This window comes from Pedobacter sp. Leaf216 (assembly GCF_001421515.1).
Taxonomy (GTDB): Bacteria; Bacteroidota; Bacteroidia; order Sphingobacteriales; family Sphingobacteriaceae; genus Pedobacter.
The window spans coordinates 1-20,065 of the sequence record NZ_LMKM01000001.1 but is presented as its reverse complement, the minus strand read 5'-3'; the positions used below and the strand labels follow the sequence as shown (position 1 = coordinate 20,065).

Sequence of the window (20,065 nt, the reverse complement as noted above, 5' to 3'; positions counted from 1 at the left end):
GCTTCTGTAGCTAAAACATTTTCCAGGATTGACAAAGTGAAGTATACTCATATTGACGATGAGGGAACTGATTTTGGGTTTAGTTTAAAACAGGCGATAGAGGTGTCTACAGGGATATATTTATATGTTCTGCCATCTAGTCTACAATTCTATGAAAGAGAGTCTGTCAAAGATCTCGTAGACTATCTTGTAACTACGGAATTAGACTTACTTTATGGCAGACAAAAAATTAGGCTTCCAGACGGGGCCCTTGTTGATAAAGTTTCATCATATAATACAAATAACCCTTTACAAGGTATCCCTCCCTTATTCGGTGAAATAATTGTGAAGAGAAATTTTATATTAGAAAAGAATTTTCCAATTGGATTTGATAAAAATTATTTGTTTGATTACGACTTGCTAGTTCGCTTCTCTAAAAATGAAAATAATATAAAATTTTATGATAGAAATATAACCGTTACTGATGACAATTTTAAGAAAAGTAGTGTTTTTTTAAAAAAAAGGCTGAATGTATTGCGGGTGCATAAGAAAATCACACCATTAGTAACTGCTACATATATAAAAATGGTTATACTTATTTCTTTAAGTAATTCACCATTATTAGGCCTTTATACTATTTTTAAAGCATTCATATTTGATTATTTCCCAAACTATTGGGTTAATAAAATTCCTTTCTATTGGTTAAGGCATTTTTATTATCGAAAAGTGATAAAAATCAAGTTAGGGAAGCAATCAAGCATTCATTTAAATTGTTTTATTTATGGCAAAAATATTGAGATAGGTAATGGATGTGTTATTAATCGAGAATGTTTTTTAGACGGCCGAGGAAAATTAAAGATTGGCAACTTTACATCTATCTCTCCTCATGTACACATTATTACAGGTGATCACGATATTAATTCTAGAAATTTTGCTTTTAGATCTAAGGATATTGTTATTGGTAATTTCGTATGGATAGGATCGCGGGCAACAATTTTACCTGGAGTAGTCATAGGAGAAGGAGCTATCGTTTGTGCTGGTGCTCTGGTTACCAAAGATGTTCTGCCTTATACAATGGTTGGTGGCGTACCTGCTAAATTTATAAAGGATAGATCTAAAGATCTTGATTATAACCCAACATGGTTACCATGGTTTGATTAATTAATTTACTTCAAAAGATGATTATAGTAGTTGAGCCACAGATGCAGGGGGAGAAACATGTGATAGTAAATGCTGGTATTTTGGAAATATTGCAAATCACATTTTCGGGCGATATAATACATTTATACGCAGATGAATTGCATTCTAAAAGGCTACTTGAAAAGCCATATTTGAGCAAACAAAATTTGGTCTTAAATAGTTACAAGTATAAACCCAAAGAGGATAAGAAGACTAACTTAGCGCTAAAGTTTTTCAGACAGGCAAGATTATCCTGTAAAATGTTCAGACAAGCAAAAAAACATGGAGCGAAACTCATTGTCTTTACTTCATGTTTCCCATTTACGGCATTGTTTGTGAATTTTTTAGCGGGTCTATATAAACAAAAAATTATCATTTGCCATCATGGTGATTTGGGCGTGCTACTTTTGGATAAAAAGAAGCTTGTTACAAAAATTTTCCGCTATTTTATTAAAAAAATGATGGTTAATAGAAATTTAAAGTTTAACAACTCTTTAATTTATGGTAAAAGTATAAAGGATAAATTAATAGCCACAACCCCATCCATCTCTGACAATTCTTTTATTGTCATTGATCACCCTTATGAATATTCTAGTAATAACCTTTTTAATAAAACTAATGGAGAAATTCTAACTTTGTCGAATATTGGTACGGCAACATTAATTAAGAATTCAGAATCACTTTTTGATTTGGCTCAAATACTTAGAACTCATATTTCCAATAATGAATTAAAGCTAACTCAAATTGGAAGTGTAGCAACCGAACTTCAACCATTTATAAATGAATTTGTAGATATTTTAAAAAGAGACGGAAGCTTTATTCCTAATTCAGTTTATGAAGAATCTTTAGCTAAGTCAAACTATTTTATATATTTTTTTAAAACAGGAGGATACTATGAACTTTGCCCAAGTGGTACTTTTTTTGATGCGGTAAAATACCTTAAACCAATAATTGCAATAAAAAATAGCTATTTAGAGTACTATTTTGATAAGTTAGGTAATATTGGATATCTGTGTGAAAGTATTGATGATATGGCTGAACTAATAAGGTTAATAATTAAAGGAGAAAAGAAACAAGAATATTTTGAGCAGTTAGAAAACTTAAAAAAGGCACAAAATCAATTGTCGAACGAAAATATATCAAAAGATTTTAAAATGCAACTGTGCTTTGTTAGCAATCATATTTCAGACTCGAACTAAATAATTATATATGCCAAGACTTACCGATAATGTCATAATGAAATATTTCCAGCCAGTGCTTTTATTTGCAGGTACATGGATATTCGTTATTTTCCTGCTGTCTTTAAGGCTAAGTAATTTGCTTGAATCATCAGTAAATGATGCAATAACATTTTTCTTAATGGTCTTTGCCTGCTTTACTGCAGGGTATTTAGTTGGATTTCTTCCAAAGAAAAAAATAAAGATAGGTGTATCTGTTGTAGATCTAAGCTTAAAACTAAAAAATCGATATTTTTTATTTATCAAAATCTGGGTATTTCTAACCATTATTGAAATTATCGTTTCAGGAGGAGTACCTGTACTCTGGCTACTTTTAAAAAATGGCAAAACATACTTTGATTTTGGTATACAATCTGTTCATGGATTGTTAAATGCATTGGGAATGATGCTTTGTGTTTTGTCATTCTATTTATTCAAAAAATATAAAGACAAAAAGTATTTATATTACATGCTTTTTTTAATTTTTTGGTATGTAATCGTGATAAGTCGTCAAGTTATAATCGTTATGTTAATGGAGATAACTTTTATATTTTTCATTATGGCAAAAAATAAACTCTCCTTAATCAGGACCGTTGCTATTTATGGATTTATAGTTATTTTTCTATTTGGAATAGTTGGAGACATGAGAAGTGGGGCAGATGCATTTTATGAGTTAGCACAACCGAGTGATAATTGGCCTAATTGGTTGCCCTCAGGCTTTCTATGGGTTTACGTTTATCTTACTACACCAATTAACAACCTAATCTTCAACTTTCAATTTGAAGTTCGCGAATTTAGTTACTTATTTCCCAATACACTATCACTGTTATTACCTAGTTTTATTAGAGATATTGTTTTCGGCCAACAAGATACTGTATCTGGAAATCTTGTTACACCCGCTTTTAATGTCAGCAGTGCATTTATGTCTTCATATATGGATATGGGCAAATATGGATTAGGTATATTTGCTTTTGTGATAGGGTTGATAAGTAATTTAACTTGGTGGGCTACTGGTTCCAAAAGGTTTTTTTTCCGTGCCATTACGTTTCAATGTATAATACTTTCAATTTTTTACAATCACTTTTTCTATTTACCTGTAGCATTCCAATATGTTTGGTTTATTTTGTTTTTTATGAATTATAAAAAAATATAATGCAACAGTTTCAAACTCTTAGAAAAATCAGATCGCAGGATAATACATCAGAAATTAAATTCTCGATTGCAACCCGCGTCAAAAATGAGTTCAAGTGGATTAAGCTTTTTTTTGACTCATTAAAGGCACAGACATTCTACCGGTATTTGGATATCGTTTTTTTAGATAGTGGCAGTACAGATGGTACGTTGGAGTTCTTGGAAAAAGAAAATTGTAATTTATATAGCATAGCCAGTTCAGAATTTTCTTTTGGAGAGACGTGTAATCTAATGATGGAGCTAACCAAGGGAGATCATGTGTTGTTTTTTTCAGGCCATGTTGAATTAGAAAGTCAGTACTTGGTTGAAGAGGTTCAAAGGTTTCTCGATAAAATAGGAACTCTTTCTGGATATTTTAGGCAAGTACCAAATGAACAGGTTGGATGTTCTATATATGATAAAGTATTTTTGAAATACAACTTTCCAGCGAGCAACAGTACTGAGCCAGAAATGAAAGTAGATAATCATAGATTTTCTAACGCAGCTTCTATTGTTTCCAGATCACATTGGGAGACTGTTAAATTTAAACCTGTTATAGCAAGTGAAGATGCTTTCTGGGCTGATGAGACTGTGAGAAAGTTCGGAAGAATATATTATTTCCATATGTTTAATGTTAAGCATAGTCATAATGAGACATTTGATGAGGTAAAGAAAAGAGTAGGTATAAATGTTTTAGCTAGATACCCGAATGGAGTTGGTTTTCTGCAAAGAAAATTTATTTTTGCCAAGGTATTTTCAGCATTATTTATTAACACTTTTCAGGTGTTTAATTCCTATAAATTTGCCATAGCTCACTCATCAGCATATAAAATTTAATTTAATGAAAGTGCATAAAATAGCTTTATTAATTCCTACACTAAACGCAGGAGAATTATGGGGTCAAGTATTAGAGTCAATTAATCTCCAAACGGCAAAGGTTGACCGGAAAATAATTCTTGATTCAGGGTCTATTGATAATACTAAATTGGAGGCAAAATCTTCGGGCTTTGAAACTATTGATATAAACAAGGCAGATTTTGATCATGGATATGCTAGGCAGTTGTTGGCTGATGCTGCTCAAGATTGTGATATATTGATTTACCTTACTCAAGATTGCATTTTAAAAGATGATAATTCTTTTAGTGAGCTAGTTGCCGCGTTTCAAGATCAAAGCGTGGGCATTGCATACGGGAGACAATTGCCTCATTTTGGTGCCAAAGTATTGGAAACACACGCTAGATTATTTAATTATACCAGTGAATCAAAGGTCAAGCAATTAAGTGATAAATATGAATTGGGCATAAAAACTGCATCTTGCTCTAATTCATACGCTGCTTATAGCAGAGAAGCTTTAAAGGATGTAGGTGGCTTTCCTACCAATACAATTTTTGCTGAAGACGTAATTGTTGGCGGGCAAATGTTAATTAAGGGTTGGAAGATTGCTTATGTGGCAGATGCGGAAGTTTATCATTCCCATGATTATACGATAAACGAAGAATTTAAGAGGTATTTTGACATTGGCGTGTTTCATTCAACAAATCCTTGGCTTTTAGAGGAGTTTGGATCTGCAGGTGGGGAAGGACTTAAATATCTAAAGTCTGAATTGAAATATGTTATTACTCATAATCTATTAGTTCTGCCTAAAATGATTATGTCAATTGGAGCAAAGTTTATAGGATATAAGTTAGGTATGATGCATAAAAAATTATCGGCAAGGCAAAGGAAAGCTTTTTCTATGCACCGTAGGTATTGGGATAAATTAGAAAATAGCAAATGAATCATTTAATATTTGGAGGCTCCGGTTTTATCGGTACTCATTTGAAAAGTTATATCAAAGAAACTTTGCATTCAAGTGATGAAGTTTTTAGTTTCGATTTAAGGAAAAAAGTTAGCGACGGTTTCGAGATCCTAGATGTACGTCAATCAATCAACTTAAGTATTGTCAATGCAAAAGATAGTGTTATTTACAATCTTGCGGCAGTGCATACAACACCAGGTCACCCCGACCATGAATATTTTGAAGCTAATATTTTTGGTGCACAGAACGTTTGCGATTTTGCCCGTAAAAATAATATTCAAACAATAGTATTTACCAGCTCTATTGCTCCATATGGCGCATCAGAAGATTTCAAAAATGAAGAGACTTTGCCTATGCCTAATACACCTTATGGTATTTCTAAACTAACGGCAGAGTATATTCATAAGTTATGGCAAGCTGAAGATCCAGCAAATCGAAAATTGGTAATTGTTAGACCTGGTGTAGTTTTTGGCAAGCAAGAGGGGGGGAATTTTACCCGATTGTACAATTCACTGAAAAAAGGCTTTTTCTTTTACCCAGGACGAAAAGATACGATTAAGGCCAGCGTTTATGTAAAAGATGTAGTGCGGATATTATATGAAGCAGGTCAAATGGAAAAGCCAGGTCATGTTACCTACAATTTAACTTATTTCCCTGCACCTACTATTGAAGAAATTTGTATTACAATGGCTGATGCAACCCATACTAAGGCCCCCAAAATATTGGTGCCTGCATGGGCTTTGAAATCAGCAGCAGGCGGAGTTTATTTTGGTGCAAGAACATTGGGTAAAAAGATTAGCGGTATCCATCCTGATCGGGTGAAAAAATTAATGATATCTACAAATATCTCTGGAGAAAAACTTAGTTTATCGCCATATAAATTGCAGTTTACATTAAAGGAGGCACTTAAAGATTGGTATAAGGATTGTGAGAAAACTGGACTTTATTAAGGATTAAATTTACATGAATAAAAATACATATGTATTGATTATGGCCGGAGGTGTGGGTTCACGGTTTTGGCCAAAAAGTAGAAATCACTTCCCGAAGCAGTTTATTGATATTCTTGGAATTGGTAAATCATTACTTCAGCTTACTTACGAAAGGTTTTTAAATATTTGCGCTAATGACCAAATCTTTATTCTAACAAATGAAAGTTACGCGAATTTAGTTTCTGAGCAATTACCAAATGTTTTAAATGATAATATTCTTTTAGAACCGAGCCGTAACAACACGGCACCCTGCATTGCGTATGCTACATATAAGATTGCACAGTTAAATCCGGATGCTAATATCGTTGTTGCACCATCTGACCACTTAATACTAAAGGAAGATATTTTCGTGGAAAAAATTGAACAGGCCTTAGCCTTTAGTGCGGATAATGATGCGTTATTGACATTAGGTATTACTCCTACCAGACCAGATACGGGTTACGGTTATATCCAATACCAGGATGTAAGTATTGACCATCAAAATCAATCTGGTGAAATAAAAAAAGTGAGTGCCTTTAGGGAAAAGCCTATTTTAGCGAAGGCAGAAGAATATTTAAAAAGTGGGGATTATGTTTGGAATGCGGGCATATTTATATGGTCTGCAGTATCCTTAAAAAAAGCATTTGAAAAATATTCTCCTGAAATTGCAAGACTATTCGAAAGCGGTCTATCTTGCTATAACACACACAAAGAAGCTGAATTCATTAATACAAACTATCCTACTAGTCCAAATATATCAATTGATTATGCAATCCTAGAAAAAGCAAACAATGTATATACCATCCCTGCTGATATTGGCTGGTCGGATTTAGGCACGTGGGCTTCCTTACATACAGTTGGGGAAAAGGATGTTGATAATAATATGGTTAACTTAGCTAAAGTTAACTTAAAAGATACCAGTAATTGTATTATACATTTGCCCAGTGATAAAGCCGCAGTTATAAAAGGATTGGATAACTTTATTGTTGTTGATGATGGTGAGGTATTGTTAATTTATCCAAAATCTGATGAGCAGGAAATTAAACAGGTGGCTAAAGATATGGTCATTGAGCATGGAATAAAATATGCTTAGCAAAATATAAAAAAGTTTACCTGGATGGTAAACTTTTTTGTGTGTCTACTAAATTGTGCGATTAGTCTACTATTTAATGATAGTAGGATACTCCTTTTTCGAGCTGCCTTTTCTAGCCCTATATTGGTTTATTATTAGCGCCTTCTGATTTGCTAATGATTATTTAACATTCAATTCAGAATTTGGGCATAACTTTTGTTCATTGTAATTCACTTAAAACAAAAAGCACAGATAAATGTTTTCGTTTTCCCATTAAGCCTATGCAAACACGTTACTTATTTATTCTAAAATATATATTACCAATCACTGACCTACTAATGGTCAATATTGTGTACTTTTTTGCATACGAATTCACGGCTTATATGGGCAAAGCAGTTAGTTCTGAATTGCAGTGGCATTACGTTGTAGTATGTAACCTGATCTGGATTGTGAGTACCACCAGCTTTGGTTTGTATAGTGAGTATGGATCGAGAAGAATAGAGAGGATTTACAGGGGAACCTGGAAAAGTGTTGTATTACATGGTGTACTGTTTTCTATCTACTTGTTTTTTTCTAAACAAAATGAATTTTCTAGATCATTCCTGGTAATTTTTTATGGGATGCTCGGCATTTTATTTTTAGTGAACCGTTTTATTGGAACATCTTTTCAGTTTTTATTGTTCAACCATTTGCGAGGCGTCAAATCAGTTGCGATTATGGGTAATAATGCTACGGGTTTACAATTGGCCAGTTATTTTGAGAAGCAGCGTTACATCGAATTTCATGGTTTTATTAATGATGTACCCGAAGATTACCTTAATCGTGATGGACAAATTTCTGATATAGTAGGCCGCCAGTTTAAAATGGCTGTAGATAAAGGGATTAAAGATATTTATGTGACCATTGCTCCAGATCGAATGGCAGATATGACTTTATTAACTGAAGAAGCTGAACGCCAATGTGTGCGTTTGAAGTTTATTCCAGATATTAGTGGTGCATTATTATCGCCATACACGGTAAGTTATTTAGGGAACGAGTTCCCCGTAATTTCATTACGTTCTGAACCCTTGGAGAAAATTCATAACCGTTTTAAAAAGCGTGCAATTGATGTGATTTTTAGTGGTTTAGTGATTTTATTCGTGTTGAGCTGGTTGTATCCAATTATTGCCTTGCTTATTAAGATGCAAAGTAAAGGACCTGTGTTATTTAAACAATTGAGAAGTGGCCGTGATGATGAGCCTTTCTGGTGTTTTAAATTCAGGAGTATGCGCATGAATTCGGATAGTGATAAAAGGCAGGCCAGTAAAAACGATGACCGGATCACGCCAATCGGAAAATTTTTGAGAAAATCAAGTTTAGACGAACTGCCACAATTTTTTAATGTATTTATGGGGCATATGAGTGTTGTTGGCCCGCGCCCACATATGTTAAGCCATACCGAACAATATAAAGGAATTGTAGATCAATTTATGGTGCGCCATTTTTTGAAACCGGGTATTACCGGTTGGGCACAGGTAAATGGCTACCGTGGAGAAACTAAGGAAGATTATAAGATGGTTAAGCGTGTTGAGCATGATATCTGGTACCTGGAAAACTGGAGCGCAATGCTGGATGTAAAAATCATTTTTATGACGGTAATTAATATGGTTAAAGGTGAAGAAAATGCTTTTTAAATAGATACTCACAGGCCCGAAAGGGCTTTTTCTTTTTTCGGAATTTAGCAAGGTCGTTTAATTCATAATAATTTGCGTTCTTTGCCCTTCGAATTAAAATTTCCCACATGAAGAAAATCTTATTCCTACTATTTTTAGTTGTTTCTATCCATGAGCTGAAAGCTCAAGCTGTTTATCAACCGTATTCTTATCAATTCTATCAGAAATTAAGCGGTGAAGTATATAATCCGAATACCAGGATTCATAGCTCGTTAAAACCATTCTTTATTGATGATAGCTTGCTTCGCGATAAAAGCTCAGCTTTATTAAGTATTGGAGTAGACTCAACGAGGAAATCGTGGGTATCAAGAAAATTGTTTCAGGAACATTTATTGGATATTCAGAAAGAGGATTATACAGTATATGCCGATTTTTTACCGGACTTTCAGATAGGAAGAGATTTTTCCGGTAAGAAAAATACGTATTTAAATACCCGTGGATACCAGGTTGGGGGTACAATAGGTAAGAAGTTTTCTTTCTATACCAGTGGATTTGAAAATCAAGGTCGTTTTGCTGATTATTATCGCAACTATATAGATCGAAATGGTATTGTACCTGGCCAATCTTATAACCGGGTTGGTGGTAAATATGGTCAAGGATATAATCCTGATATTAATCCATTAACGGCAGATTGGTCTTATGTTACTGCTACAGTTTCTTATACGCCTATAAAGTATTTGAATATCACAGCAGGTTATGATAAAAATTTCGTAGGTGATGGTTATCGTTCCTTGTTATTATCTGATTATGCCTCTCCATATCCTTTTTTAAAGCTGACGGGTAATTTGGGTAATGTGCAATATATGGTGATGTGGGCAGCTATGCAAGATCCAAGTGCACCTCAATTATCATATGAAGCTGGTTTTAGAAAAAAGGGAGGGATATTCCATTATTTAGACTGGAATGTAAATAACCGTTTATCTATCGGATTTTTTGATTCGATTGTATGGGCACAAACAGATGATGCTGGAAATAGGAGAGGCTTTGATTGGGGATACGCCAATCCAATTATCTTTTTGAGGCCAATTGAGGCCTCGAGTGGATCTCCAGATAACGCGTTGCTGGGATTTACGGGTAAATACAAGTTTGCAAAAGAGCTGGTTGCCTATGGACAATTTTCACTTGATGAGTTTCAGGCAAAAGAATTTTTCTCTTCTGATGGGAGCGCAAGAAATAAATATGCCTGGCAGTTAGGGTTCCGCGGAGCTGATGTTTTCCATGTTGCCGGATTAAATTATTTACTAGAATACAATACCGCAAAGCCTTATACATTTTCTTCCCGGAAGCCCATTATCAATTATGCCCAATATGGCGAACCTTTAGCGCATCCGCTGGGGGCTAACTTTAGAGAAGTCGTTGGCTTGTTAAACTATTCTTATAAACGTTTTGATTTTAGTGGTGAACTGATGTATGCCAAGTACGGATTGGATATAGCAGGGCAAAACTATGGCAAGAATATTTTTGAACCTTATACGGATGCCGTTAAACCGACTGGAAATTATACAACACAAGGTATCCGTACTGATCTTTTTTATGCTGAAGGTAAAGTTGCTTATGTGGTTAATCCGAAGTATAATCTGCGTTTAGAAGTTGGCGGTATATTAAGGCGTGAAAGTAATAGCCTCGGAAAAAATAATACGGGTTTGATTACTTTCGGTTTACGCAGTTCGTTCAGGAATTTATATTCTGATTTTTAGGAAGGACTTATTATATCAAAAGAGCCTCAGTTATTTCTTAGCTGAGGCTTTTTTGGTTGGAGGAGTTTAGTGCATGGAAGTTTATTGCTAATGAGGTACGGAAAGAAGCGGAAATGGTATCGCTGTTTAGGATTTTGGTAAATGATTCAGTGCTTGGGAAATAAATAAGCGGATTTATAAAGTATTTATTATTCTCGACTAAAGTATTACAGAATGTAAATAGGATGGATTTCTCGAATGCGTTCATTTTGCTCGAAATGACGTGCTTTGAGGGGATTTATTTCTGAATTCTGATAATTGAGGCAAAGGAAGTTCATGTTTCCCTATAGGCTCATTATAAGCATTATTTAAGTAACGCTTATTTCAGAACACATATCACATTTAGATGTTTACCTGTGCAGGAATGATGTAAAATGAATTAAGATCACACCTTAACCCGCCATACTATCTGTTGTTCTTTTTACAGCCACTTTTCTTACTGCTTCTACAATTGCATTTTTATCGTAACCACATTCTGCCCAAAGCTCGGCCTGTTCGCCATGCTCAATAAACTGATCTGGAATACCCAAGCGGATAACGTTGGCGTTGTAACCATGATCGGCCATAAACTCGAGTACTGCAGAACCTACTCCGCCTGGCAACGAGCCATCTTCTACGGTGATTACATTTTTGTATTTCGCAAATACTTCGTGCAATAAAGCTTCATCTAAGGGTTTTACAAAACGCAGATCGTAATGTGCCGGATGAAAGCCTTCGCTATTTAATTCTGCACGTGCTTCTACAGCAAAATTACCAACATGACCGATGGTTAGCAATGCTACATCTTCTCCATCACATATTTTACGGCCTTTGCCAATTTCCAACGCTTTGAAAGGTCTTTTCCAATCGGGCATCACACCATTACCTCGTGGGTAACGAATTACAAAAGGCCCAATGTTTTCTTGCTGAGCGGTAAACATCAGGTTACGCAATTCTTCCTCGTTCATTGGAGAGGAGATTACCAGGTTCGGGATACAACGCATGTAGGCAATATCATAGGCACCATGGTGTGTTGCTCCATCGGCACCAGCCAACCCTGCCCTATCCAAACAAAATACGACATTTAGTTTTTGAATGGCCACATCGTGGATCACCTGATCGTAGGCCCTTTGCATAAAACTGGAATAGATGTTACAGAAAGGTACTAAACCCTGAGTAGCCAAACCCGCAGAAAAGGTTACTGCATGCTGTTCTGCAATGCCGACATCAAATGCACGTTTTGGCATTGCTTTCATCATGATGTTTAATGACGATCCTGATGGCATTGCTGGTGTAATTCCTACAATTTTAGCATTTGCTTCTGCCAGTTCTACCATGGTATGCCCAAAAACATCCTGGTATTTTGGTGGTTGCGGTTTATCGGGAATACTTTTTTTGATTTCGCCTGTGATCTTATCAAACAGCCCTGGTGAGTGCCAAACGGTTTGATCTTTTTCTGCCAGCGCAAAACCTTTTCCTTTTACGGTGATACAATGTAAAAGTTTTGGGCCGGGTATAGCAGATAAATCTTTTATGGTTTGCGCCAAACGTTTTACATCGTGCCCATCAACAGGGCCAAAATACCTAAAGTTCAAGGCTTCGAATAAATTGCTTTGTTTCAGCAAGGTCCCTTTGATGCTTTTCTCTATTTTTTTAACGTATTTATGGGCATTTGGTCCGAGTTTAGAAAGGCCGGCCAATACATGGGAAATATCATCGCGGAAACGGTTGTACGATTTGGAGATGGTAATGCTGGTTAAATATTCTTTAAGTGCACCTACATTCGGATCGATGGACATGCAATTATCATTCAGAATCACCAGCACGTTGCTGTTTTCGATTCCGGCATGGTTTAACCCTTCAAAAGCCAAACCTGCCGTCATTGCACCATCACCAATAATGGCAACATGTTGCCTGTCGCTTTCGCCTTTTAACTGCGAAGCTACCGCCATGCCTAAAGCTGCTGAAATTGAGGTAGAGGAGTGGCCAACACCAAAGGTATCGTACTCACTTTCGGTAATTTTAGGGAAACCGCTAATGCCTTTATATACGCGGTTGGTATGAAATAAATCTCTGCGGCCGGTTAAGATTTTATGTCCGTATGCCTGGTGCCCCACATCCCAAACCAATTTATCGTAGGGGGTGTTGAGTGCATAATGTAAGGCTACGGTTAATTCTACAACGCCTAAGCTGGATGCAAAATGCCCACCATTAACACTTACAACGTCAATAATATACTGTCGTAATTCCTGGCTTATTTGTTCTAAGTCAGATTCACTATATTGCTTTAAATCAGCGGGATAGTTGATTTTAGATAATAGGGGGCCAGCTTTTACTTGCATTCGAAATTTGTGGTAAAAAACAAGATACAAAGTAAGGTAAATTTGTTTTAATATCGAAACGAAAAATCGTGGTTTATTCTTGAGGGTTAAGCGGTTGGCGGTGAGGGCTTAGCGACAGGCTTTTAAAGTTGCAGGTGCTGTTTAAACAAGGCCTTATAATTGGGTTTGGGTTGTTAGGACCTGAAAATTTTTGTTATGTTTGTTTATCCAGATGCAGGCAGAGAATTTTGAAATAAAACTTCCGGTATTCGAAGGTCCCTTCGATTTGTTGTTGTTCTTTATTGAGCGGGATGAACTTAATATCCAGGATGTAGAAATTGCAAAAATAACCAACGACTTTTTAGCCTATATCCATCAGCTCCTGGCTTTAAATGTGGAGGTAGCGAGTGAATTTATCCTGGTAGCTGCCACCCTGATGCGGATTAAATCTAAAATGTTGTTGCCCAGAATCTCGGTCGATGAGGAGGGGAATGAAATTAATTCGGAACAGGACCTGATTGCGAGATTGATTGCTTATAAACAATTTAAATCTGCTGCTGAAGAGATGAAGGTTTTGGAGCAAGAGCGTTTAAAGCAGGATCATAGGGGAAATATTGCCTACGATCTTACCTTGGCTGCGGCTTCGTCTACACATCAGGATGAACTTTTATCACTGGATCTGTATAAACTGCTTACCGTTTATCACCGTACGATGCAAAAATATGAATTGCGGAGCGAGGAGGTGAAGCATACGGTTGTGCAATACCCTTATACCATTGAACAACAAAAGCACTTTATTGCCAACCTGCTCGATATTAACAAACAGATCGATTTTGCTCTTGTGCTTAAGAATTCTGAAAATAAGGTTCATTTTGTATACAATTTCCTGGCTATTTTAGAAATGTTGCAGCAACAAATCGTAGAGATAACCATTGGGAGCGGCTTTAACAACTTTAATGTGAAAGCATTAAGCTAATACGGCCAAAATTAGATTTGAATTTCTTACTTTTGCCAAAAAAATACAAACCTAATATAATGATGACACGCGACAACCAAATTTTTGAACTTATTGATAAGGAGTTAAACCGCCAAGAGCATGGTTTAGAGCTTATTGCATCAGAAAACTTTGTAAGCAAGCAGGTAATGGAAGCTGCCGGATCGGTATTGACCAACAAATATGCTGAGGGCTTACCGGGAAAACGTTATTATGGCGGTTGCCAGGTAGTGGATGTTGTGGAGCAAATTGCTATCGATAGGGCAAAACAATTGTTCGGTGCAGCGTGGGTAAATGTTCAGCCACACTCTGGCGCACAGGCCAATGCAGCTGTAATGCTCGCTGTTTTACAGCCTGGCGATAAAATATTAGGTTTCGATCTTTCACACGGTGGTCACTTAACACATGGTTCGCCGGTTAACTTTTCGGGAAAATTGTACCAGCCATTATTTTATGGTGTTGAAAAAGAAACCGGACTAATCGATTATAAAAAACTGGAGGAAGTAGCTTTAGCAGAAAAACCTAAATTAATTATTTGTGGCGCTTCTGCTTATTCACGTGAGTGGGATTATGCTTTTATCCGTTCGGTGGCCGATAAAATAGGTGCTCTGGTTTTGGCTGATATTTCTCACCCGGCAGGATTGATCGCGAAAGGACTGTTGGCCAACCCACTTCCACACTGTCACATTGTAACTACTACAACCCACAAAACTTTGCGTGGCCCACGTGGCGGTATGATTATGATGGGACAGGATTTTGAAAATCCATGGGGATTGAAAACACCTAAAGGTGAAATCCGTTTAATGAGTAACTTGCTCGATATGGCAGTTTTCCCTGGTACACAAGGCGGCCCGTTAGAGCATATTATTGCTGCTAAAGCAATTGCTTTTGGCGAAGCTTTAAGTGAAGAGTATGGCACTTACATTAAGCAGGTTGCTGCCAATGCACAAGCCATGGCTAAGGCATTTGTAGCCAAAGGTTACGGCATTATTTCTGGTGGTACAGATAACCATTTGATGCTGATTGATCTCCGTAATAAAAACATCACTGGTAAAGTGGCTGAAAATGCTTTGGAGAAAGCAGAGATTACTGTAAATAAAAATATGGTTCCCTTTGATGATAAATCGCCATTTGTAACCTCTGGTATCCGTGTAGGTACTGCAGCAATTACCACCCGTGGTTTAAAAGAAAGCGAAATGGAGCAGATTGTGGAGCTCATTGACAGAGTTTTGACCAATCCTGAAGATGCAGCTAACCTGAACGCAGTGAAAGCTGAAGTAATAAAACTAGTAAGCGCATTCCCGCTTTATAAATAAGATTAGTTTCTAATCTAGCTTAGGATAAGCCAAAAAGCAGCTGCATTAATTTGTAGCTGCTTTTTGTTTTATGATTTTTTTATAAGATGTGAAAGCATTGTTAACCTAATTTCAAAAAATGCTGGCAAAAGTAAAGGGCCGATATTCTTTAGAAATATCGACCCTTACCATCTAAATTAACGCTCTCAAATATATAAACGAGAATTCTTTCCCTTTTGTTTTTATGAAAGGGGAAATAGTTTATTATTTTTCGTAACTCCCTAACGTTGAGGGAGAAAATCTATTATAATTTTTAATGTCCTTGCTTAAAAAACTTGCAAAGTATGGATCAGTACTTAAATCGGCACCTTTTTTTCTCGCAACGCTATTCGCTGATAACTCAAAATTTCCAGATTCACTATCGATAAAGAGTGGATCTGTATTTAAAATATTTCCATTATTGGTATAGCTAGTGCTGGTGGTTCTGATTAAGTTGTTAGACAGATTAAGCTGTACAGGTGTAGCTTTTTTGTTTTGAAGATCCAACTCGTTGTTTAAGCTGCCCCAAATAATGTTATTTCTGATCTCTAATTGCAGTTTGTTATACGCCGTTGGCGATAAATAGTCCGAAAAGCTCAGTGCTGCCGTTTTCCTGGGAAAATCCAAATTATAAGCAGCAAAAGTATTATGTTTTAAGTTATAGTTTCCTCCACCTACGGCATAAATTAAATAATTGCCGCAATTGTACATCAGGTTATTAAAAGCAAGGAGTTCTGAATGGTAACCAATATAGGCCGCCACCTGCATGTTTCTAATAATGCTGTTGCTCAAAATTAATTTAGGATTGGCATTCGATGATAACGAATCGGAAGTTATGCCCACAGATGCATTTTTGATGAGTGCATTTTTGATCATTCCATTTCCGGTTCTTTTTATAAAAATACCTTTCCACTGTCCGGGCTCATCATTGTACATTTTTTCCAACCGATCGCTACAAAATACAACTGGCTCTGTAACCGTTCCATTTACATTAAGGTTACCTTCAATATTTAAATTGGCATCTTTATGAAAATAAACTTTAACACCCGGTTGAATGTTCAGCGAAGCCCCATTTTTTACAGTTAGTGCGCCATTAACTATATAGGGCAGCGATTTTACCCAGGTTGTATTGGAATTGATTGTTGATTCTGTAATGAATATGGCATTTTGGCCATAAGCCAAAAGCTGAACCACCTGCCTATTCCCGTTCGTAATGAATATAATGGAATCCTGAACTAAAAAAGCAAGGTTTTGTGCAGTCGGGTTAATTGTTACCTTAACAAACAAGTTTATGGAATCGCGCCCATTTATAAGTATTTCGTTTTTGGTAAGCGTACTTTCACCATTAATGTTCAAACTAAACGCAGAAGCAACTCCGCCGGCCAATCTAATTTCAGAAACTTTAACCGCATTGCTGTTATTATTAATAATATTTAGCCGCTTTGTTGTAGAGCCTGTAGCAGTAAAAATAGTGTCGAATAATAATTCTGTATTTGCTATACTTAACCTTGCATTTGCATCAGTAGTGATGCGTTCTCCTTTACGGCAAGATGAAGCAAGTAAAAAGATGGGTACTATCAAACAGATAATCGAACGCATAAATCAAACTTAGAAAATTGTTTGAGCACTTACAACAGATAAGTATACAATAACATCATAGTGTTACTAAAAGTTTTCCCCTCAATACGTTTCAGTCTCGGCGAAAAGCCGGGCGCTGCCGCTGCTGCCGGGTTTAGCTAGCAGGGTCTTTCTGATTTTCAAACAGTCGAGCGCAGATGAAACCGTGCAAATCTCATTAAAAAGCCCCTATAAACACGTTAACTTCCAAAAAGTTTGCTCACTCCATTAAATTTTTCTTTCTGAAAACCATACACTTACATTAAACTGTGCGTTTATAGTGATATTTTCTTTGCGGATAAGCTGAAATTCCCTACTTTTGCATCCCGCTTCGGAGGAAGGGTTTTGAATGAAAGGATGGCAGAGGGTGATGATAGGGCAGGATTTATTTTAAAATAAATGTTGCAGGTGAGGAAAAGATTGCTACCTTTGCAGCCCGCTCCGGAAGGACGGAAAGCTGAATAAGATCAGCCTATTGAAATAAGGGAAAAGGAAAAATGAGAATCAAAAAAATAAAATTTATTTTATTTGGAAGTTTGAAAAAGATCCTTACCTTTGCACTCCCAACCGAAAGGAAGGGCAAAAAGCTGAGCAGCGGATGTTGCGGAAACACAAGGTTTAAAAGATTTAACCGTGGCCAGCGATTTGGTAGAGGGTTTATTAGAAAAGGATGGCAKAGGGTGATGATAGGGCAGGATTTATTTTAAAATAAATGTTGCAGGTGAGGAAAAGATTGCTACCTTTGCAGCCCGCTCCGGAAGGACGGAAAGCTGAATAAAATCAGCCTATTGAAATAAGGGAAAGGAAAAAGAAGACCTTAAAAATAAAATTTATTTTATTTGGAAGTTTGAAAAAGATCCTTACCTTTGCACTCCCAACCGAAAGGAAGGGCAAAAAGCTGAGCAGCGGATGTTGCGAAATAAAATTTATTTTATTTGGAAGTTTGAAAAAGATCCTTACCTTTGCACTCCCAACCGAAAGGAAGGGCAAAAAGCTGAGCAGCGGATGTTGCGGAAAGCRAACAGAAAAAAGATTGAAACGGATGAAACACGGGGAAGACRAASAAGACTTTTCCAAACTGAAACCGAAGATATATAAAATGGCCGGCCGTGAGGTTACCRGGTCAACAAGTTCTTAAAAGAGATGTCAATGTAGCGTAGCGAGGTAATGGAGTACCGATCAAAGTACATGATTACGTAGCTTTATTTTAAAGGTGGTGTCTAACAGACAACATAGCAAGTTCTTAAAAGAGATGTCAATGTAGCGTAGCGAGGTAATGGAGTACCGATCAAAGTACATGATTACGTAGCTTTATTTTAAAGGTGGTGTCTAACAGACAACATAACAAAAAAGAAGACTATTTTTAACAATAGTTAAAACTGGTCAGCATCTTACAAMACATTTTACAATGGAGAGTTTGATCCTGGCTCAGGATGAACGCTAGCGGCAGGCCTAATACATGCAAGTCGAACGAGATTRTCCAGCTTGCTGGATTTGAAAGTGGCGCACGGGTGCGTAACGCGTATGCAACCTACCTTAATCTGGGGGATAGCCCGGAGAAATCCGGATTAATACCGCATAAAATCACAGGATGGCATTATCCAATGATCAAACATTTATGGGATTGAGATGGGCATGCGTGTCATTAGCTAGTTGGCGGGGTAACGGCCCACCAAGGCGACGATGACTAGGGGATCTGAGAGGATGGCCCCCCACACTGGTACTGAGACACGGACCAGACTCCTACGGGAGGCAGCAGTAAGGAATATTGGTCAATGGAGGCAACTCTGAACCAGCCATGCCGCGTGCAGGAAGACTGCCCTATGGGTTGTAAACTGCTTTTATCCGGGAATAAACCTTTCTACGTGTAGGAAGCTGAATGTACCGGAAGAATAAGGATCGGCTAACTCCGTGCCAGCAGCCGCGGTAATACGGAGGATCCAAGCGTTATCCGGATTTATTGGGTTTAAAGGGTGCGTAGGCGGCCTGTTAAGTCAGGGGTGAAAGACGGTAGCTCAACTATCGCAGTGCCCTTGATACTGATGGGCTTGAATGGACTAGAGGTAGGCGGAATGAGACAAGTAGCGGTGAAATGCATAGATATGTCTCAGAACACCGATTGCGAAGGCAGCTTACTATGGTCTTATTGACGCTGAGGCACGAAAGCGTGGGGATCAAACAGGATTAGATACCCTGGTAGTCCACGCCCTAAACGATGAACACTCGCTGTTGGCGGTACACAGTCAGCGGCTAAGCGAAAGCGTTAAGTGTTCCACCTGGGGAGTACGCTCGCAAGAGTGAAACTCAAAGGAATTGACGGGGGCCCGCACAAGCGGAGGAGCATGTGGTTTAATTCGATGATACGCGAGGAACCTTACCCGGGCTTGAAAGTTAGTGAATCATTTAGAGATAAATGAGTGAGCAATCACACGAAACTAGGTGCTGCATGGCTGTCGTCAGCTCGTGCCGTGAGGTGTTGGGTTAAGTCCCGCAACGAGCGCAACCCCTATGTTTAGTTGCCAGCACGTTAAGGTGGGGACTCTAAACAGACTGCCTGTGCAAACAGAGAGGAAGGAGGGGACGACGTCAAGTCATCATGGCCCTTACGTCCGGGGCTACACACGTGCTACAATGGACGGTACAGAGGGCAGCTAGCCGGCAACGGTATGCGAATCTCACAAAGCCGTTCACAGTTCGGATTGGGGTCTGCAACTCGACCCCATGAAGTTGGATTCGCTAGTAATCGCGTATCAGCAATGACGCGGTGAATACGTTCCCGGGCCTTGTACACACCGCCCGTCAAGCCATGGAAGTTGGGGGTACCTAAAGTATGTAACCGCAAGGAGCGTCCTAGGGTAAAACCGATAACTGGGGCTAAGTCGTAACAAGGTAGCCGTACCGGAAGGTGCGGCTGGAATACCTCCTTTCTGGAGTAGCACCGCCTACTCGCCACGCAACATGATATTTCGAAGCAACATGATATTTCGAA

12 protein-coding genes, 1 rRNA gene and 1 pseudogene are annotated in these 20,065 nt (G+C 37.5%); 12 read left to right on the top strand and 2 right to left on the bottom strand.

Annotated features, from left to right (window positions below):
* Positions 1-927 precede the first annotated feature (927 nt).
* The 9 genes and pseudogenes from ASE74_RS25425 to ASE74_RS00040 form a co-directional block, all read left to right on the top strand.
* Positions 928-1,075, top strand: a pseudogene (locus tag ASE74_RS25425) (DapH/DapD/GlmU-related protein); the annotation flags it as partial.
* 82 nt (positions 1,076-1,157) lie between these two features.
* Positions 1,158-2,357, top strand: a complete 1,200-nt coding sequence (locus ASE74_RS00075) for a hypothetical protein (protein WP_055902556.1) — start codon at positions 1,158-1,160, stop codon at positions 2,355-2,357.
* Between the two features lie 10 nt (positions 2,358-2,367).
* On the top strand, positions 2,368-3,528 hold the full coding sequence (locus ASE74_RS00070; RefSeq protein WP_055902553.1) for an O-antigen polymerase: 1,161 nt from the start codon (positions 2,368-2,370) through the stop codon (positions 3,526-3,528).
* A complete protein-coding gene (locus ASE74_RS00065) occupies positions 3,528-4,382 on the top strand; it encodes a glycosyltransferase family 2 protein (RefSeq protein ID WP_055902551.1) in 855 nt (284 codons plus the stop codon). The genes ASE74_RS00070 and ASE74_RS00065 overlap by 1 nt, the downstream gene beginning before the upstream one ends.
* A 4-nt stretch (positions 4,383-4,386) precedes the next feature.
* Entirely contained in the window at positions 4,387-5,322 is a 936-nt protein-coding gene (locus ASE74_RS00060; RefSeq protein WP_055902547.1) for a glycosyltransferase family 2 protein, read from the top strand.
* The gene (locus tag ASE74_RS00055; RefSeq protein ID WP_055902545.1) at positions 5,319-6,293 is read left to right on the top strand and encodes an NAD(P)-dependent oxidoreductase; all 975 of its coding nucleotides are present in this window, start codon (positions 5,319-5,321) and stop codon (positions 6,291-6,293) included. Before ASE74_RS00060 ends, ASE74_RS00055 begins: the two co-directional genes overlap by 4 nt.
* Before the next feature lie 13 nt (positions 6,294-6,306).
* A complete protein-coding gene (locus tag ASE74_RS00050; protein WP_055902544.1) occupies positions 6,307-7,404 on the top strand; it encodes a mannose-1-phosphate guanylyltransferase in 1,098 nt (365 codons plus the stop codon).
* 317 nt (positions 7,405-7,721) lie between these two features.
* Positions 7,722-9,056 (top strand): undecaprenyl-phosphate glucose phosphotransferase, encoded by a 1,335-nt coding sequence (locus ASE74_RS00045; protein WP_235525974.1) that lies wholly within the window; start codon positions 7,722-7,724, stop codon positions 9,054-9,056.
* Positions 9,057-9,163: 107 nt separating this feature from the next.
* The gene (locus tag ASE74_RS00040; protein ID WP_055902539.1) at positions 9,164-10,792 is read left to right on the top strand and encodes a hypothetical protein; all 1,629 of its coding nucleotides are present in this window, start codon (positions 9,164-9,166) and stop codon (positions 10,790-10,792) included.
* A 431-nt stretch (positions 10,793-11,223) separates the two neighbouring features.
* On the opposite strand, the gene dxs is transcribed toward ASE74_RS00040, so the two are convergent.
* Positions 11,224-13,152 carry a 1-deoxy-D-xylulose-5-phosphate synthase gene (gene dxs, locus ASE74_RS00035; protein WP_055902536.1) on the bottom strand — a complete coding sequence of 643 codons (1,929 nt, stop codon included), beginning with the start codon at positions 13,150-13,152 and terminating at the stop codon, positions 11,224-11,226.
* A gap of 211 nt (positions 13,153-13,363) precedes the next feature.
* Between dxs and ASE74_RS00030 the strand changes: the two genes are divergently transcribed.
* A complete protein-coding gene (locus ASE74_RS00030; RefSeq protein WP_055902534.1) occupies positions 13,364-14,107 on the top strand; it encodes a ScpA family protein in 744 nt (247 codons plus the stop codon).
* Between the two features lie 62 nt (positions 14,108-14,169).
* The gene (gene glyA / locus ASE74_RS00025; RefSeq protein WP_055902532.1) at positions 14,170-15,441 is read left to right on the top strand and encodes a serine hydroxymethyltransferase; all 1,272 of its coding nucleotides are present in this window, start codon (positions 14,170-14,172) and stop codon (positions 15,439-15,441) included.
* Positions 15,442-15,684: 243 nt separating this feature from the next.
* On the opposite strand, the gene ASE74_RS00020 is transcribed toward glyA, so the two are convergent.
* Positions 15,685-17,058, bottom strand: a complete 1,374-nt coding sequence (locus ASE74_RS00020) for a hypothetical protein (RefSeq protein WP_055902529.1) — start codon at positions 17,056-17,058, stop codon at positions 15,685-15,687.
* Positions 17,059-18,481: 1,423 nt separating this feature from the next.
* Here ASE74_RS00020 and ASE74_RS00005 point away from each other — a divergent pair.
* Positions 18,482-20,003 (top strand): 16S ribosomal RNA (locus ASE74_RS00005).
* The last annotated feature ends 62 nt before the right edge of the window (positions 20,004-20,065 follow it).

Excerpts from the sequence above, each read along its gene's own strand:
- ASE74_RS00030 (WP_055902534.1), top strand. The coding sequence starts at position 13,364 with ATGCAGGCAGAGAATTTTGAAATAAAACTTCCGGTATTCGAAGGTCCC.
- ASE74_RS00055 (WP_055902545.1), top strand. The coding sequence starts at position 5,319 with ATGAATCATTTAATATTTGGAGGCTCCGGTTTTATCGGTACTCATTTG.
- ASE74_RS00040 (WP_055902539.1), top strand. The coding sequence starts at position 9,164 with ATGAAGAAAATCTTATTCCTACTATTTTTAGTTGTTTCTATCCATGAG.
- ASE74_RS00075 (WP_055902556.1), top strand. The coding sequence starts at position 1,158 with ATGATTATAGTAGTTGAGCCACAGATGCAGGGGGAGAAACATGTGATA.
- ASE74_RS00060 (WP_055902547.1), top strand. The coding sequence starts at position 4,387 with ATGAAAGTGCATAAAATAGCTTTATTAATTCCTACACTAAACGCAGGA.
- ASE74_RS00070 (WP_055902553.1), top strand. The coding sequence starts at position 2,368 with ATGCCAAGACTTACCGATAATGTCATAATGAAATATTTCCAGCCAGTG.
- ASE74_RS00050 (WP_055902544.1), top strand. The coding sequence starts at position 6,307 with ATGAATAAAAATACATATGTATTGATTATGGCCGGAGGTGTGGGTTCA.
- ASE74_RS00020 (WP_055902529.1), bottom strand. The coding sequence starts at position 17,058 with ATGCGTTCGATTATCTGTTTGATAGTACCCATCTTTTTACTTGCTTCA.
- dxs (WP_055902536.1), bottom strand. The coding sequence starts at position 13,152 with ATGCAAGTAAAAGCTGGCCCCCTATTATCTAAAATCAACTATCCCGCT.
- ASE74_RS00065 (WP_055902551.1), top strand. The coding sequence starts at position 3,528 with ATGCAACAGTTTCAAACTCTTAGAAAAATCAGATCGCAGGATAATACA.
- glyA (WP_055902532.1), top strand. The coding sequence starts at position 14,170 with ATGACACGCGACAACCAAATTTTTGAACTTATTGATAAGGAGTTAAAC.
- ASE74_RS00045 (WP_235525974.1), top strand. The coding sequence starts at position 7,722 with ATGGTCAATATTGTGTACTTTTTTGCATACGAATTCACGGCTTATATG.